Source organism: Flavobacterium hydrocarbonoxydans, assembly GCF_009789235.1.
Lineage (GTDB): Bacteria > Bacteroidota > Bacteroidia > Flavobacteriales > Flavobacteriaceae > Flavobacterium > Flavobacterium hydrocarbonoxydans.
On record NZ_WSTB01000006.1, the window covers coordinates 97,429 to 112,525 of the forward strand.

Consider the following 15,097-nt stretch of genomic DNA (forward strand, 5'->3'; position numbering starts at 1 on the left):
AAAGCGTTGAACAACTGAAACATTTATTAAATTTGTTCGACTAACTATTTTACAAGCTGCAAAAATAGGGTATTTTAAAATATGGCGAAAGTAAAATATTATTACGACTCAGAAAATCTGGCTTATACGAAAATAAAAACCAGAAAGCGGGCAAAAATTGGCTATGCCTTCTTGTTTTTGTTGTCCTCGGCATTGTTTGGCTTTTTAGTTTTTGTACTTTTACTCAATACACCTTATTTTGAAACGCCAAAAGATCGGATGAAAACCCGGGAACTTGAGAATTTGAAGTTGAAATATGCCATTTTGAACAAAAAAATGGATGAAATTGACGATGTGACAGAAGCATTGGAAAATCGTGACAATAATATATATCGGGTATATTTTAATAAAAAAGAAATTCCAGATTCGATTAGGCAGTCCGGTTATAAGGATTTGAAACGTTATAAAATTCTGGAAGGTTATAACAACTCGCAATTGGTTATAAATACCACAAAACGAATTGATAAGATTTCGAAACAGCTGGCTATTCAGTCGAAATCTTTGGATGAAATTTTAAAACTGGCAGGCACAAAATCACATTTATTGCTTGCAATTCCGGCGATTCAGCCTGTACAGAATGAAAATTTAAAACGAATAGCATCTGGTTTTGGATACCGAACGGATCCGTTTACCAAAATAAGGAAAATGCACAACGGTATGGATTTTGCAGCTAATACCGGCGCACCAATTTACGCCACAGGCGATGGTGTTGTGGTAAGAGCTGACAATTCGGCATCAGGATACGGGAATCATATTGTCATACGACATGGTTTTGGATACGAAAGTTTGTATGCGCATTTAAGCCGATACAATTGCAGAGCAGGAAAACGTGTGAAACGTGGTGACATTATAGGTTATGTAGGCAGTACAGGAAGATCTGAAGGGCCGCATTGTCATTACGAAGTACACAAGGACGGTAAAGTCGTAAATCCGCTTAATTTTTATTACGGAAATATATCGGCAGTAGAATATGTGGCCATTTCGCAGCTGGCCAATCAGGAAAATCAATCATTGGATTAAATTTTATCTTTAGTCCTTAGTGAACTTAGTCCTTAGTCCTTAGTGTCTAGTCTATAGTAATGAGTAGTAAGTGATTAGTCCTTAGTGATTAGATGAAAAAATGACTAAATTAAGATTATACAAAATATTAAAAAAACTAAGTACTAGGTACTAAAAAACTAAGAACTAAAATGCACATAGAATTACAAGAAGGCAAAAGATATTACAGCATTGGCGAAGTAGCCAAAGCTTTTGATGTGAATGCTTCTCTGATACGTTTTTGGGATAGTGAATTTGATATTTTGAAGCCTAAAAAGAACGCAAAAGGCAATCGAATGTTTACGCCTGAGGATATTAAAAACCTGCAATTGATTTATCATTTGGTTAAAGAACGTGGTTTTACACTCGAAGGAGCCAAGATACATTTGAAGGAAGGGCAAAAGAAAACATTAGATAAATTCGAAATAATACGTAAATTAGAGACCATAAAAACACAATTAACCGAAATTAAAAACGAATTATAATTGAAAATAATTTTATAAATAAACTTAAATTAAAATAAACATGAAAAGATTTTTGCCTTGGATTATTGGAGCAATTGTTATTATTGGAATATACAGCTGGGCTTCCGGAATTTACAATAAAGCTGTTACACTTGATCAGGACGTAAAAGAAAGCTGGGGAAATGTTAACACTGCTTATCAAAGAAGAAATGATCTTATCCCGAATATCGTTAGTACCGTAAAAGGATATGCTGAACATGAAAAAAGCACTTTAACAGCTGTAATCGAAGCGCGTGCTAAAGCTACTGGAATTACCATTGACCCAAGTAATGTTACTCCGGAACAATTGGCAGCATTCAACTCTGCACAATCAGGAGTTTCTTCTTCTTTATCCAAATTATTGGTAAGTGTTGAGCAATATCCAAACCTGAAAGCTGATGCTAGTTTTATGAAATTACAGGATGAATTGGCGAGTACAGAAAATCAAATCTTAACGGCCAGAACCCGTTTTAACGAATCTGTAAAACCTTACAACAATAACATCAACACTTTCCCAAGAAATTTATTGGCTGGAATGTATGGTCTTAAAGAAAAACCATATTTTGAAGCCTCTACGGGAGCTGACAAACCAGTTGAAGTAAAATTCTAAAGTTAGATTATCAGAATTATTAGACTTCTTAGAATCTAAGATTTAGTCTAAAAATCTAATATCTAAAATCAACAATCTAAAAAACTCCCAATGTCAAAAGTAGAAGATTTTTTAACCAAAGAAGAAGAACAAGAAATTGTTGAAGCTATTCGTGTGGCTGAAAATAATACTTCTGGCGAAATTAGAGTCCATATTGAACAAACAACTTCTAAAGTCCCTTTTGACAGGGCTTTAGAAGTTTTTCATGAATTAAAGATGGATGAAACCCAATTACAGAATGGTGTTTTATTCTACTTTGCTGTTGCCGATAAAAACTTTATTATTTGCGGAGACAAAGGAATCAATGATGTTGTGGCAAACGATTTTTGGGATTGTACCAAAGATAAAATGGCGGAACAATTTAAGGCTGGAAAATTCAAGCAAGGTATTGTGGATGGTATTTTGAATGCCGGTGAACAATTAAAAAAGCATTTTCCGTGGTCAGCCGGAGACACCAACGAATTATCAAACGAAATCTCAAAAGGATAAAATGATGAAAATTTCCAAAAATCAAATTTCAAATTCCAAAGGAATTTTTCACTTTACCTTTTTGTTACTGGCCCTTTTCACCTTTAGTGGTGTTTTTGCTCAATTTACAATTCCGGAAAAACCAAGTTTTCAAACCTCAGTTTATGATTATGGGAATGTTTTAAGTGCTTCTGAAAAGTCGCAATTAGAAGAAAAACTAATTCGTTATTCTGATTCAACTTCAACCCAAATAGTAGTAATAACTATAGAAAGCCTAAAAGGCGAAGATGTAAGTCAGCTCGCTACAAAATGGGGACATACATGGGGATTTGGACAAGCTAAAGAAGACAACGGTGTCATTATTTTATTGGCTAAAGCCGAAAGAAAAATCGCAATCAATCCTGGTTATGGTTTAGAAGACAGATTAACTGCTGGAATAGGCGGCGAAATTATCCGAAATATTATCATTCCGGAATTTAAAGCCGGAAGTTATTACAAAGGACTTGATAAAGGAGCCGATGCGCTTTTTGATGTTTTTAAAGGGAAATACAAAGGCGAACGCAAACAAAGCAAAGGAAAAAGTTTCCCGATACTTCCATTTATTATTATTGTCGTTATTGTATTAATTTTGCTTTCTCGAAACAAAAGAGGTGGCGGAGGAAATTCCGGCAACAATAGCGGTGGCGGTCCTAGCCTGCTCGACGTTATTATTCTGAGTAATCTTGGAAGAAGCAGCGGAGGTGGTTTTGGCGGTTTTGGCGGAGGTTCATCTGGTGGTGGATTTGGCGGAGGCTTCGGTGGAGGTTTTGGCGGAGGCGGATTCTCTGGCGGAGGTTCTAGCGGAAGCTGGTAGTTTTTTTGTTTCAGGTTTCAAGTTTTATGCTGAAATCAGTTTTAAATTTATAATTCATAATTCAATTTAGATGTTATCACATAAAGCAAAATACGCTCTTAAAGCCTTACTTTATTTAGCAGAACAAGACGAAAATCATATTTCTAGAACAATAGAAATTGCTGATGGTGCCAATATTCCTAAAAAGTTTTTAGAGCAAATTTTGTTAGACTTAAAACGTGGACGTTTTGTGAGCAGTAAACAAGGGAAATTTGGCGGATATTATCTGATAAAATCAAAAAACGACATTACTTTGGCCGAAATTCATCGTTTATTTGATGGTGCCATTGCACTTTTACCCTGTGCTTCTTTAAATTTTTATGAGCCTTGCACCGATTGCAAAACCGAGTCAGAATGCAGCCTACGTCACGGTTTGCTTCTTATCCGGGACAAAACTTTGAAAGCTATGGAAGGGATTACAATCGCTTCATTGGTCAAGAAATAAAAAAATATTTTTTTAAATTCTACTAACTTAATAGAATTTGTATATATTTGCAAAAATAATTAACATATCATATACAAATTTTAAACCTATGAAAGTACATTTCAGTAAACCAGGTGTCTTAAAAAATCTTTTACAAATCAATTCTACTAGTAATTTCACAACTGTGAAAAACAATTCATTCATGATGTGCATGTGTTGGTAAAAAAATTTAATTTAAATTCTACTAATTACATATACATACTATAAAATGAAAACATCTATAAAAAACATATTTACAATTATCTTATTCTTAACATTTTCAATTTCGTTCGCACAAAACGTTGAAGGTATTGTAACCAATAGTGAAAATCAGCCTTTAGCAGCTGCAAACGTGGTGATAAAAGGGACTACAAACAATACTATAACTGATGAAAACGGAAAATTCAGTATTGATACAAAAGGAAAACTTCCTTTAACTCTATTAGTACAATATGTCGGTTACAAAACATCTGAAATATTTGTCTCAGAAATTACAAGTACTGCCGTTAATGTGATTCTGGCAGAAGAAAATCAACTTGTAGAAGTTGTGGTTTCGTCTAGAAGACGCATCGAAAAAGTTCAGGATGTCCCGATTGCTGTATCTGTTATAACGGGAAAACAAGCAGAACAAGCCGGAGCATTTAACGTGAATCGTATTAAAGAATTAGTTCCATCCGTACAATTATACTCCTCAAACCCTAGAAATACCGGAATCAACATTCGCAGTTTAGGTTCGCCATTTGGACTTACCAATGACGGTATCGATCCCGGTGTTGGTTTTTATGTAGATGGTGTTTATTATGCGCGTCCAGCTGCTACAACATTAGATTTTATAGATGTAGAGCAAATAGAAGTTTTACGTGGACCACAAGGTTCTTTATTTGGCAAAAATACTACTTCCGGTGCTTTTAATATCACTACCCGCAAACCAAGTTTTACTTCCGGAGCCGACTTTGAAGTAAGCTACGGAAACTATGCTTTTCTGCAAGCCAAAGCTTCTATAACAGGGGCTTTAAGTCAAAAAATAGCTGGCCGTATCTCTTTTTCAGGCACCCAACGTGATGGTTTAGTTGATAATATTGTAACCGGAAGAGCAACCAATACCCTAAATAATCAGGGAATTAGAGGGCAACTACTTTATACTCCAACAGAAAACACAAATATTATATTTGCTGCCGATATCACAACGCAGCGTCCTGACGGATATGCACAAGTAGTCGCTGGTGTTGCTCCTACTCAAAGAGCGGCTTACCGTCAGTTTGATGCTATTATTGCTGATTTGAATTATCAACTTCCTAGCAGAAATGCCTTTGATCGTAAAATTGATCAGGATACTCCATGGCGTTCAGGACAAGATATGGGAGGTGTTTCCCTTAATATTGACACAAAAATTGGAACTGGAACTCTAACCTCAACAACAGCCTGGCGTTTCTGGAACTGGGATCCATCCAATGACAGAGATTTTACCGGATTGCAAGTATTAGCAAAATCGCAAAACCCAACCAGACAAACGCAAATCACGCAAGAGGTTCGTTATGCAGGTCAACTTAGCTCAAAATTAAGTGGTGTTGTAGGTGTGTTTTTTATTGACCAAACTTCGCAAACTGATGGAACTGAAGAATCAGGTAGCGCACAATGGCGTTTTTCTCAAAGTACCACAAGCGATTTATGGAAAACACCAGGCCTTTTTGAAGGATACGGAATAAAAACCGATGCCAGAATAAGAGCTTCGAGTGCGGCAGTATTTGGACAATTAGACTGGGCGATTACAGAAAGTTTGCATGTATTACCGGGCCTTAGATATAATTATGATAAAAAGGATGCGGATTATTCACGTACAACATACGGAGGTTTACAGACAACGGATCCGGCATTAATTGCTTTGAAAAAATTAGTTTATACCGATCAGGCTTTTTCATCAAATACAGATGATACCGACTTTTCTGGAAACTTAACCGTATCCTACAAAGCAACCGACAAGATCAATGCCTATGCAACTTTTGCAAAAAGTTACAAACCTGTTGGTGTAAACGTTGCAGGACTGCCTACTCTTGCGGGTCAGCCTATTCTTGAACTTGCGGTAATCAAACCTGAAGAGGTAAATCATTACGAAATTGGAGTAAAAACTTCTCCTTTTAAAAATTCGATTTTGAACTTAACTGCTTTTAATACAGATATCAGAGATTTTCAAACTAACGTTCAGGCAGCTGAATTAGGGGTAAACAGAGGATATCTTGCTAATGCCGACAAAGTACGAGTAAGAGGTTTTGAACTAGACGCCAGTTTTGTAGTCAATCCGCATTTGACGATTAATGGAGCGGCTACTTATACAGATGCTAAATATGTAAAATTTACTAATGCGCCCCTACCGTTAGAAGAAACTGGGGCTGCGGTATCTTTCAAAGATGTTTCAGGAACAGATTTACCAGGCGCATCAAAATGGGCAGGCTCGTTAGGCGGTGAACTTTCAGACAAAGCTAAATTCTTTGGAAATGCAGGAAAAATTTTCCTTGGAATTGATTCTTATGCTCGTTCCGAATTTTCATCAAGCCCATCGGCTTCAAAATATTTAGTTGTTGATGGTTATGCCATTTTTAATGCCCGTTTAGGTTTCCGTGCAACCGATGGTTTATCTGTTCAATTCTGGGGGCGTAACCTTTTTAACAAAGATTATTACGAACAATTATTGCCTGCAGGAGGAAATTCAGGACAATATGCGGGAGTATTAGGTGATCAAAGAACGTATGGTATTACATTGAAATACGCTTTATAAAAAAACAAAAAATTGGTTAGGTTAGTGATTAAACGAGATGTGCTTTGGAGCATATCTCGTTTTTTTGTTTTATTTTTTTAATGTCAAGAAATCAATGACAGCTATTTTGGATATGTAAACAAAAACTGCACATCCAGTTAGCGTATCCATTGACCATTTACAATGGTTAAGAAAAAAAGCCAACAAGATGTGAAATAATATTTTTCTTATTTGATCCATCCTATATTTTTTTTAAAATCATCTTTTAAAAACATTTCTATCTGTTTAAAAGAAAAAAAAAGATTGTCTTCAATATCAAAATCACCCTTATTAAAACCATAGTTGTATATAAACTCAATTCCATCTTCTCTGATAATAAATGAAGTAAGATTATCCTTTTTGAATATATTTTTTGACTTAATTAGCGATTTATATATATCTGAATCTTTTAAATTTTTCTTCTCTTCATTGAAGAGATCTTTTAATCTGCCATTTAAAATTTTATCACTAATTTTAATTAAAGCATTTACTTTTTCCTCCTTTAGAACATCTTTGTATTGTAGCATTCGTGAATTTTTAACATCGAAATTATAGTAATATGTTTCGATAGTTGAACTTCCTGCAAGTGATTCATAATTCATAATCACGCTGAGTAAATTGAAATTATTGAAAGAAATTGTACAATTTGTATTTAATAAACCGCTAAAATTATTATTATCACAGTTTTTTTTCTTTATTCTAATTGATTCTCTTACAAATTCTATAGGCTTTAATATAGGTTTTTCACTATCCAAATAATTCATATAATCTTTAGCAATAACAGTATTGAAAAAGTTGTTTTCATTTTTACCTAATATGTCTGGAAATTCATAAAAAAATATTTCTTTATTGCACTTAATAGAATCTTTAATAATTAAAACTTCAGCATGAAACTTATTTTTAATCTGACTTTGACAAGAGCAAATATTTAAGCAAAATAATATTAGTAGTTTATTAATATTTATTTTCATGATTACACTTATTTTTTACCAACCTCTATCTTAGATTCTAATTCATCTAATAAAATCTGTGCATTTTCATCTTTAAGATTAACTGTTTTTTTGGTAGCTGAATCCTTTTGAGTTCTTTCTTCTAATAAAAATTTTAATCTTGCAATAATTTTTTTCTTTTCATCATCTGTGCCATTTTCATATTCAAGTTTATAATGTTTGAAAACTTTAAAACCTTCTTCTTCTCTCGCCAATTTAGTATATTTATTCCTAACTTCCAATCCATTATATCCTCCATTAACGGCTTTAGTCGCTTTTTTAACATCATCTAAATCTCCATTTTTATATACACTACCATTTCCTTCTACCCAATACCAATTTGCTGATTGCACACCATAAATTGTATTCTCTGCAACTTTGTCAAAATTCCCTTCAAGTTTAACACTATCTGTTGTCTTAGTAAAATCAATTTCTCCGGTTTTATCATCAGGAAAAGGATATTTTTTTCTAAACTTTGTGAAATTTTCATAATTATCCTTAAATGTAATTTGTTTAATCCCCTTACCTCTAAATTTCCAACCATCTCTACTCATTTCGTCTCCATTTCCAAATCTATTAGCATATGCTCTAGATAAAATTTGAATACCAAAAGAGGAATGAATTTTTAAGTAGATCTGATAATCAATAGTTTTGTCAGAATTTAAAATCTCTTTAATCAATTTGTCAACTCTTTTCTTGCTATTTTTAGGATCTTTTTCTCCTTTATATTTTCCATATATCTCTTTTTCATCCACAATAACTTTTTGTGCTTTTAGAATATTTTTTAATTCTGCATTAGTTTTTGTTATTATTTTACCATCTTTATCAACAATTTTAAAAATAGTTGATAAATTATCATTTAATGAATCTAGAACAATATCATCAATTTCTTGATTATCTTTAAATCGTGACACACCTTGATTAAAAATACTTAAGCTAGATGATGAATAAACACTTCCTTCATAAGTGCTTTTAAACTTAGATTCAGCACCCACTTGAGATATAAAATGAGCTTTTCTTAAGCACGTATCAAGTTTGAAATCGAATCTGTATTTATTTATTAGCCCAATTATTTCTTTTACTTTTGATTCATCTTCTAGTTTACCATCAAGTTTTCCTGTTAGTATATATTTAATTTGATTTAAAGTAATCTCTTCCTCACAATGGGTGCATTTGTATGGTTCTGTTATTTCTCCCTCAATCTGGGGTGGATCCAAAGGTTCTGTTGTATAAATATGTTCTCCGTCAGCACTAAGATATATTCTACCCCCTGCATTAAACACAATATCTCCCTCAGAGTAGATATGATGTTCACCTCCTGTGGTCTTTGTTATTGTTCCCTCTACAATTCGTATTCTACTCATAATAATTTAATTTTGACTGGTTCCTTCTCCGCTATTGTATTTGATATTATTTTTAGAATGTTTAGTCAGGTCCTTTTCGCTATCATTCGTAAAACTGCCTTTTCCACTCTCATGTCTATCTTTTTCCGTATGCGATTCAAAATCACCTTTTATATGCTCAAAATATTTACCTTTTACGATCAGGCTTTTATTCCCTGCCGTTGTACTCAAAAGACCTCCAACATCAATGGTCTTGCTTAGTGTTATGGTTTCAATTGAAGTTTGCCCAAGTGTAGTAGTCATATTATCTCCTACATTTATAATAAGGTCTTTGCAATTAAGTGTCAAAGTTCCTGGAGTGGCTACCGTTATATTTCCGCCTTCCTCATCAAAATGAAGTTCGTTGCCGCTCGGGTCTGAGAGTTTGATGTACATTTTTTCTACAAATTTTAGCATTTGTCCAAATCTCAGGAAAATACCTTTTATCATATTCTTCGGGTCAAAATTCTCTGGTTTCGCTTGTCCATTATAAAGCGAATGCGAAACAAATGGCCTGTCAATATTGTCTCCTTCAAAACCTATCATGACTTCGTCTCCAATTTCGGGAATATGGTAAGAACCTCTTCCTTGCCCTGCGTAATTAGTGCCAACACGCATCCAGTCGCTTTCGTTTTTATCATCGCCAGACCAGTTAAAACGAACTTTTACGCGTCCTAATTTTTCAGGATCGTTATTGTCGGTTACTTTTGCGGGTTGCGTTCTGGCTAACGAAAAAATTTCAACATCGGTATATGGAGGAGCGTAAACATCGGAAGGAATTGCTACAAATTCGCAACAATAATTACCTCTTCCAGTTGACAAATGGGTCACTTCGATTACGACTAAATCTCTTGGAACCTCTTGCTCTTTGATGTTAAAAACCTGTCCCAAACCTAATGGCAAATGCGACATTCCGGTATAAAAAACGCTGCCGGCATCTTTAGCAGCGGCTTGCATTTTGACCATTTCTTCTATTTCTGTGCTATTATGGGCTTGGGAGGTATAACTTCCGTAAATTCGCAGATAATCATGCGAATAAACTATCTGAGCCTGATCACGAGTGATGACCCTGGACAACGAATCCTGACTACCTGTTGGGGTTTTGGGTACATGACTTTTTAGTGTATTGGCTGTATTAAAGTCATACCCCGACAACGAAGTTTTGTGTGATTCCAGAACGGTTTCGATGCCAAAATTATGCAGCGAAGAACCGTTTATGAGCTTTATTTTACTTTGTTTGAGTTGCCCAAACTGCATGCGCATGCCATCAAAATAAAACCATTGTCCGTAGCGGATTGCCATCCTTCTGAGAAATTCAAAATTGGTTTCGTTGTTTTGCGTAATGGCATCAAAACGTTTGGTATAAGTGGGTTTTATGGCTTCCTGCTGATAAAATTCGCCCGGGCCTTCCTTTGAAAAAATATCCAAAGCAATTTCTTCCAGGGTCTGATTCTTAAAAATTCGGGTTTTTCTTAAATCATTTAACACAGCGGTATGACTAACACCTGTTACATGAAGTCCAACAGGGCTTCCGTTTCGATATTGTGTCATGGTTTTGGTGATGATGCCTTTGGACATCAATTTGGTTCCGCCTTCGGTTTTAAAAATAAAAATAACTTCACCACCATTAAACATCTGAATTTGCTTAAACTGTTCTTCTGGTTTGATGACTATCGAACCGGTGTAATGCCACATAAACGAAAAATAATGGTGTTCATTCATTTTTTGTTCTAATCGCAATTCAGAATGGATTACTTGTTTTTGAAATCCTGTAACGGAAATGTGAACTTGGTCCGCAAATTTTCCCATGGCTTGTATGTTTTATTATTTATAAGAATTAGTTGATATAAAAATAATAAAATTTAAATATAAAATAAGAAAAGTACTATTTTTAATCTTAAATCACAAAATTATGCTAAAATCAAATTTTAAACATTTTCAATTCTCTAAAATATATTCTGAATTATATATATTCGCAGCTTGAATGAATATATAGTTTGAATGAAATTTCTTAAAATAATTGTTTTAACAGTTTTAACCCATGCTTTTCTTTCGGCTCAAGCCCAAAAAAAAACAGATCAGCAAACGCTGACCTGGATTCGGTATTACAATATTTTTCCTTTAACTGAAAAGTGGTCACTTAATTCTGAAATCGATAATCGTAGTTTTGTAAAGCCTGTTCGTGAGAATTTATGGGTATTACGAATTCAGGGCAGATATAGAGCCACACAAAATATTGATTTGGGCGCGGGAATTGTTTATTTTAACGTCAATACGCAGGATCCGCATACAGATGTAGATTTTTCGATACCTGAATATCGTGTACAGCAAGATATTACATTGATAAACGAAATTGCAAAAATTACTTTTCACAATCGCTTTCAGCTTGAAGAACGTTTTATACAAAAGGCTAATAAAACGGAGCTGCTTGATGAATATTCCTTTTCTTTTCGGTTTAGATATCGCCTGCAATCGACTTTTACTTTATGGGAAAAAGAAAAAAGAAATTTAAAAGGGACCATCTCTGACGAGATTTTATTCAATTTTGGAAAAGACAACAAGAAAAATACTTTCGACCAAAACCGTATTTATACAGCTTTACGGTATCATTTCAACCCAAATATCGGACTGGAATTAGGATACTTAAAAAGTTTTCAGAGACGTGCAAGCGGGGTTGATTTTTATGATCGTGATATTATTCGTTTTACAGTTTATCATCGAATGAATAGAAAAACAAAAGCCTAAGAGTTGAAATTCCAAATTCCAAAATTTAAATTCCAAATTCCAAAACTTAAATTCTAAAATTCAATCTGGAAATTCCAAACTATGGAATCAAGAGAACTTTGAACTTAAAGCTAGAACCTTAGAATCTTAGTGACTCAGAACCTTTGTAGCTCCTAAAAAAAACTACACTTACCTACCTCTTCTGCCTCCTTTTTTTTCATTAGAAACAAAATTTCCAATTTTATACGCTACCGAAAACATTACATAACGTTTCAAAACCGTATTTTCTTCGTCGCGAATCGATGTTGCCGAAATTGTTCTGGTAGCACTTAAATTCTGATTTAAAACATCATATACTTTTACTTTCAAATACATTTTTTTATCAAAAAAACCATAAGATAAACTCGTATTCCAGAGGTAAAAATCTTTTTTGAAGTTGTCTGATATATTTGAATTATAGGTATATCCAAAATCATTTCCGAAAATTAGCCTGTCTGGCCAATAGCTGGTGGTCTGCAAATTGATTCGGTGTACTACATTTGAAGTCGCATCTCGGGTATAGTTCTCGTATTTTGTTTCGTTATAAGACAAACTATAGGATGGCGCAATGGTGAGCAACTCGCCATATTCGTACGCTAGATACAATCTGGGTGTAATTCCGGATGCCTTTGCAGTGTACAAAACGGCATTCGTAAACCCTTTATCAAAAGAGTAGCTACCGTTGATTCCGAGTCCATATCGCAAAACATGAGCATCACTTTTTACAGACTGACTCCAATTTCCGCCAAGAGACAAGGTATAAGTTCCAGATATATTGACATAGCTCGTGGTTCTTTTTCCACTTTCATCATAAAAAGAGGTCGCATAAATGTCATTGCTGTAATAATCGCCTTTTGCATTCAGACTATACCCAGAACGCGTGCGAAAATCAAAGTTTCTAAAACTAAAATTTACCGTACTTTTCTCTATCGGATCAAGGTTTGGATTTCCAATAATAGTATTTAGCGGGTTGCTTAAATTCTCGACTGGAAGCAATAAATTGGATGCCGGAAGTGCATTCGAATAATCGTATTTGAAAGTCATATTTTTAGAACGGCTAAACTTATATCTAAATTGAGCTGTTCCAAAAGGAAGTGCATATTTTCTATTCAAATCGGTTGCCTGACCTAAATACAGCGAATGATTATCATAATCTACAATAGATGTTTTTGCATTTATATTTAAAGTGTATTTGCTTTTTTGTAATGTTATCCCCACCTTCGGACTAACAGCATTTTGTCTGGAAGTCGTGTAATTAGTCAAAGACGCATTCAAATCAGAAAATGTTCCGTCGTTAACATTAAAATCAAATGTTTTTTGATCTTTTATTTCGTTTTTCCAATCAAAATCTGAACCCAATCGAATGCGTAAAGAATCGGTTATGGGCTCGGTATATTCAATATCTAAGGAATAGGAATCGTTTATATTGTTGTTCTTACTGCTTTGATTTCGAGTATCATTTGGCTTATCATCCTGATAAAAAATAGTTTCGGAGATGTTTAAGGTATTGGTATCTGTATTGGTATTATTATTATCAAAAACAAAACTCAGATTACGGTTTTTTTTCTCAAAAACTTTATTAAAATTAATCGTATTGGCAAAGTTAGTAATCGAATTTTCTCTGTGAGATTCTGCCGTACTTTCGTTTAGCGATTGCCCTTCTTCATCTTCAGAAAAACTGGACGAAAAAGAATCGCTGGTTACTTTGGTCTGATTTACTTTTGGCGTAAAAACGATTCGGGTAGTTGGGTTTAGTTTGTATTCTAATTCCAGATTTACCTTATTTCCCGTATTTTCATTTCTGTTTTTTGCATCAGAAGACGTAATAATATTTCCGGTTGGCAAAAAACTAATTTCATCGGCTTTGCTATCATTATTGGTAATGGTATTGGAGAAATTATAGCTTCCCATGACCGCCAAATCTTTAAACCAATCATCAGAATAATTGATTCCGGCTAAGTTCGATTGCGTAATTCCTTTCCCGCTAACCGTATTTCCGTTGTTGTTTCTTCCTCCAGCCATATTATCAAAAACATCATCCATAGAAAAACCTGTAGAATTAATATTGTTTGACGAAGCCAAAACACTTATTTTTTGATTATTGTTGAAGAAATTCATAATCAGACTACTTTCATAACGATCATCAGAACCATAACCCCCAAGCATTTTTCCGAAGAAACCTTTGTTTTTCTTTTCGTCGATCGTTAGGTTTATGGTCGAATTGTCTGAGGATGATTCTTGTTTGGCGAGCTCTTCTTTTTTAGTTTTAAAATCGGATACCTGAATTTTTTTGATGATATCTGCCGGTAAATTTTTCAAAAGTAAGGCTCCGTCTTTATCAAAAAAAGTTTTACCGTTTACTAAAAACTGTGTTACTTCCCTTCCGTTTACGGTCACTTTTCCATTGTTATCCACATCAACTCCCGGTAATTGTTTTAATAAAGCTTCGACATTGGCATCCGGGCGGACTTTATACGAAGCTGCATTAAATTCTAACGTATCTTTTTTTACTGTAATCGGTGGTGCTTCAGTAGTAATGACAACATTATCAAGTGCGTTTACACTTTCTAATAAATATAATTTACCAAAATCCTTACTCGCTAAAATTTCCTTTTGTTCTTCAACTAAGGTCTGATAACCCATGTAGTTTATTTTCAGAAAAACAGGTTTATCAATCTTTTTTGTATTAAATCTAAATACCCCGTTTTTATCCGTATTCGCATATTCAATTACTGTAGAATCTTTTACTGTTGTAAAGTAAACCGTAGCCATTTCTAAGGGTAATTGCGTATTCATATCAATCACGGTTCCTTTGATAATAATATCGTTTTGAGCTTTTGCTGTGTAACAAAGTAAAAGCAATAATAGCGAAGAGAGAAATTTGGTCATAAAAGATTGGTTAGAAACATAAGACCTGAAAAAACAGTAAAGGTTTAACAGCTGTAATCATTTATTTTGAAACTTTCATTTTTAAAACAAAAAACAGCAGCACAAAAAAACTCTTTGAAACTCCCAAAACACACCTTTATAAAACACTTTTATCAAAATTAAATATTTAAAAATCAACATATTACACCCAAAACAAAAGGGTAAAATAGCCCTATTAAAAACAGTATTTAA

At 34.0% G+C, this 15,097-nt stretch carries 12 protein-coding genes; 8 read left to right on the forward strand and 4 right to left on the reverse strand.

All coding sequences use genetic code 11. The annotated features are described in order from the left end of the window. The first annotated feature begins 81 nt into the window (after window positions 1–81). The 7 genes from GON26_RS12155 (at window position 82) to GON26_RS12185 (ending at window position 6,825) form a co-directional block, all read left to right on the forward strand. Window positions 82–1,059, forward strand: coding sequence for a M23 family metallopeptidase (locus GON26_RS12155; RefSeq protein ID WP_160375042.1), 978 nt, complete (start codon window positions 82–84; stop codon window positions 1,057–1,059). 170 nt (window positions 1,060–1,229) lie between these two features. Next, the gene (locus GON26_RS12160) at window positions 1,230–1,562 is read left to right on the forward strand and encodes a MerR family transcriptional regulator (protein ID WP_160375043.1); all 333 of its coding nucleotides are present in this window, start codon (window positions 1,230–1,232) and stop codon (window positions 1,560–1,562) included. A 40-nt stretch (window positions 1,563–1,602) separates the two neighbouring features. Further along, complete coding sequence (locus GON26_RS12165) at window positions 1,603–2,190, forward strand: LemA family protein (protein WP_160375044.1); 588 nt, start codon at window positions 1,603–1,605, stop codon at window positions 2,188–2,190. A 90-nt stretch (window positions 2,191–2,280) separates the two neighbouring features. Then, window positions 2,281–2,718 (forward strand): TPM domain-containing protein, encoded by a 438-nt coding sequence (locus GON26_RS12170; RefSeq protein ID WP_160375045.1) that lies wholly within the window; start codon window positions 2,281–2,283, stop codon window positions 2,716–2,718. Between the two features lie 4 nt (window positions 2,719–2,722). After that, entirely contained in the window at window positions 2,723–3,550 is an 828-nt protein-coding gene (locus GON26_RS12175) for a TPM domain-containing protein (protein WP_160375230.1), read from the forward strand. A gap of 70 nt (window positions 3,551–3,620) precedes the next feature. After that, entirely contained in the window at window positions 3,621–4,034 is a 414-nt protein-coding gene (locus tag GON26_RS12180; protein WP_160375046.1) for an RrF2 family transcriptional regulator, read from the forward strand. 247 nt (window positions 4,035–4,281) lie between these two features. Beyond that, window positions 4,282–6,825, forward strand: coding sequence for a TonB-dependent receptor (locus GON26_RS12185; protein ID WP_160375047.1), 2,544 nt, complete (start codon window positions 4,282–4,284; stop codon window positions 6,823–6,825). Between the two features lie 206 nt (window positions 6,826–7,031). Here the strand turns inward: GON26_RS12185 and GON26_RS12190 are convergent, their stop codons facing one another. Genes GON26_RS12190 through GON26_RS12200 form a run of 3 tightly spaced genes read right to left on the reverse strand, consistent with a single transcriptional unit; the run spans window position 7,032 to window position 11,023 of the window. Continuing rightward, window positions 7,032–7,814 carry a hypothetical protein gene (locus GON26_RS12190; RefSeq protein WP_160375048.1) on the reverse strand — a complete coding sequence of 261 codons (783 nt, stop codon included), beginning with the start codon at window positions 7,812–7,814 and terminating at the stop codon, window positions 7,032–7,034. Window positions 7,815–7,822: 8 nt separating this feature from the next. Continuing rightward, window positions 7,823–9,196 carry a hypothetical protein gene (locus GON26_RS12195; protein WP_160375049.1) on the reverse strand — a complete coding sequence of 458 codons (1,374 nt, stop codon included), beginning with the start codon at window positions 9,194–9,196 and terminating at the stop codon, window positions 7,823–7,825. Between the two features lie 6 nt (window positions 9,197–9,202). Beyond that, a complete protein-coding gene (locus GON26_RS12200; protein ID WP_160375050.1) occupies window positions 9,203–11,023 on the reverse strand; it encodes a type VI secretion system Vgr family protein in 1,821 nt (606 codons plus the stop codon). A gap of 192 nt (window positions 11,024–11,215) precedes the next feature. Here GON26_RS12200 and GON26_RS12205 point away from each other — a divergent pair, with 192 nt between their 5' ends. Continuing rightward, a complete protein-coding gene (locus GON26_RS12205; RefSeq protein ID WP_160375051.1) occupies window positions 11,216–11,959 on the forward strand; it encodes a DUF2490 domain-containing protein in 744 nt (247 codons plus the stop codon). Between the two features lie 168 nt (window positions 11,960–12,127). Here GON26_RS12205 and GON26_RS12210 read toward each other — a convergent pair whose 3' ends face one another. After that, entirely contained in the window at window positions 12,128–14,866 is a 2,739-nt protein-coding gene (locus GON26_RS12210; protein ID WP_160375052.1) for an outer membrane beta-barrel protein, read from the reverse strand. Between the last annotated feature and the right edge of the window lie 231 nt (window positions 14,867–15,097).

What these genes read in the sequence shown, in the direction of transcription:
- GON26_RS12155 (WP_160375042.1), top strand. Translation starts at nt 82, where the DNA reads ATGGCGAAAGTAAAATATTATTACGACTCAGAAAATCTGGCTTATACG.
- GON26_RS12160 (WP_160375043.1), top strand. Translation starts at nt 1,230, where the DNA reads ATGCACATAGAATTACAAGAAGGCAAAAGATATTACAGCATTGGCGAA.
- GON26_RS12165 (WP_160375044.1), top strand. Translation starts at nt 1,603, where the DNA reads ATGAAAAGATTTTTGCCTTGGATTATTGGAGCAATTGTTATTATTGGA.
- GON26_RS12170 (WP_160375045.1), top strand. Translation starts at nt 2,281, where the DNA reads ATGTCAAAAGTAGAAGATTTTTTAACCAAAGAAGAAGAACAAGAAATT.
- GON26_RS12175 (WP_160375230.1), top strand. Translation starts at nt 2,723, where the DNA reads ATGAAAATTTCCAAAAATCAAATTTCAAATTCCAAAGGAATTTTTCAC.
- GON26_RS12180 (WP_160375046.1), top strand. Translation starts at nt 3,621, where the DNA reads ATGTTATCACATAAAGCAAAATACGCTCTTAAAGCCTTACTTTATTTA.
- GON26_RS12185 (WP_160375047.1), top strand. Translation starts at nt 4,282, where the DNA reads ATGAAAACATCTATAAAAAACATATTTACAATTATCTTATTCTTAACA.
- GON26_RS12190 (WP_160375048.1), bottom strand. Translation starts at nt 7,814, where the DNA reads ATGAAAATAAATATTAATAAACTACTAATATTATTTTGCTTAAATATT.
- GON26_RS12195 (WP_160375049.1), bottom strand. Translation starts at nt 9,196, where the DNA reads ATGAGTAGAATACGAATTGTAGAGGGAACAATAACAAAGACCACAGGA.
- GON26_RS12200 (WP_160375050.1), bottom strand. Translation starts at nt 11,023, where the DNA reads ATGGGAAAATTTGCGGACCAAGTTCACATTTCCGTTACAGGATTTCAA.
- GON26_RS12205 (WP_160375051.1), top strand. Translation starts at nt 11,216, where the DNA reads ATGAAATTTCTTAAAATAATTGTTTTAACAGTTTTAACCCATGCTTTT.
- GON26_RS12210 (WP_160375052.1), bottom strand. Translation starts at nt 14,866, where the DNA reads ATGACCAAATTTCTCTCTTCGCTATTATTGCTTTTACTTTGTTACACA.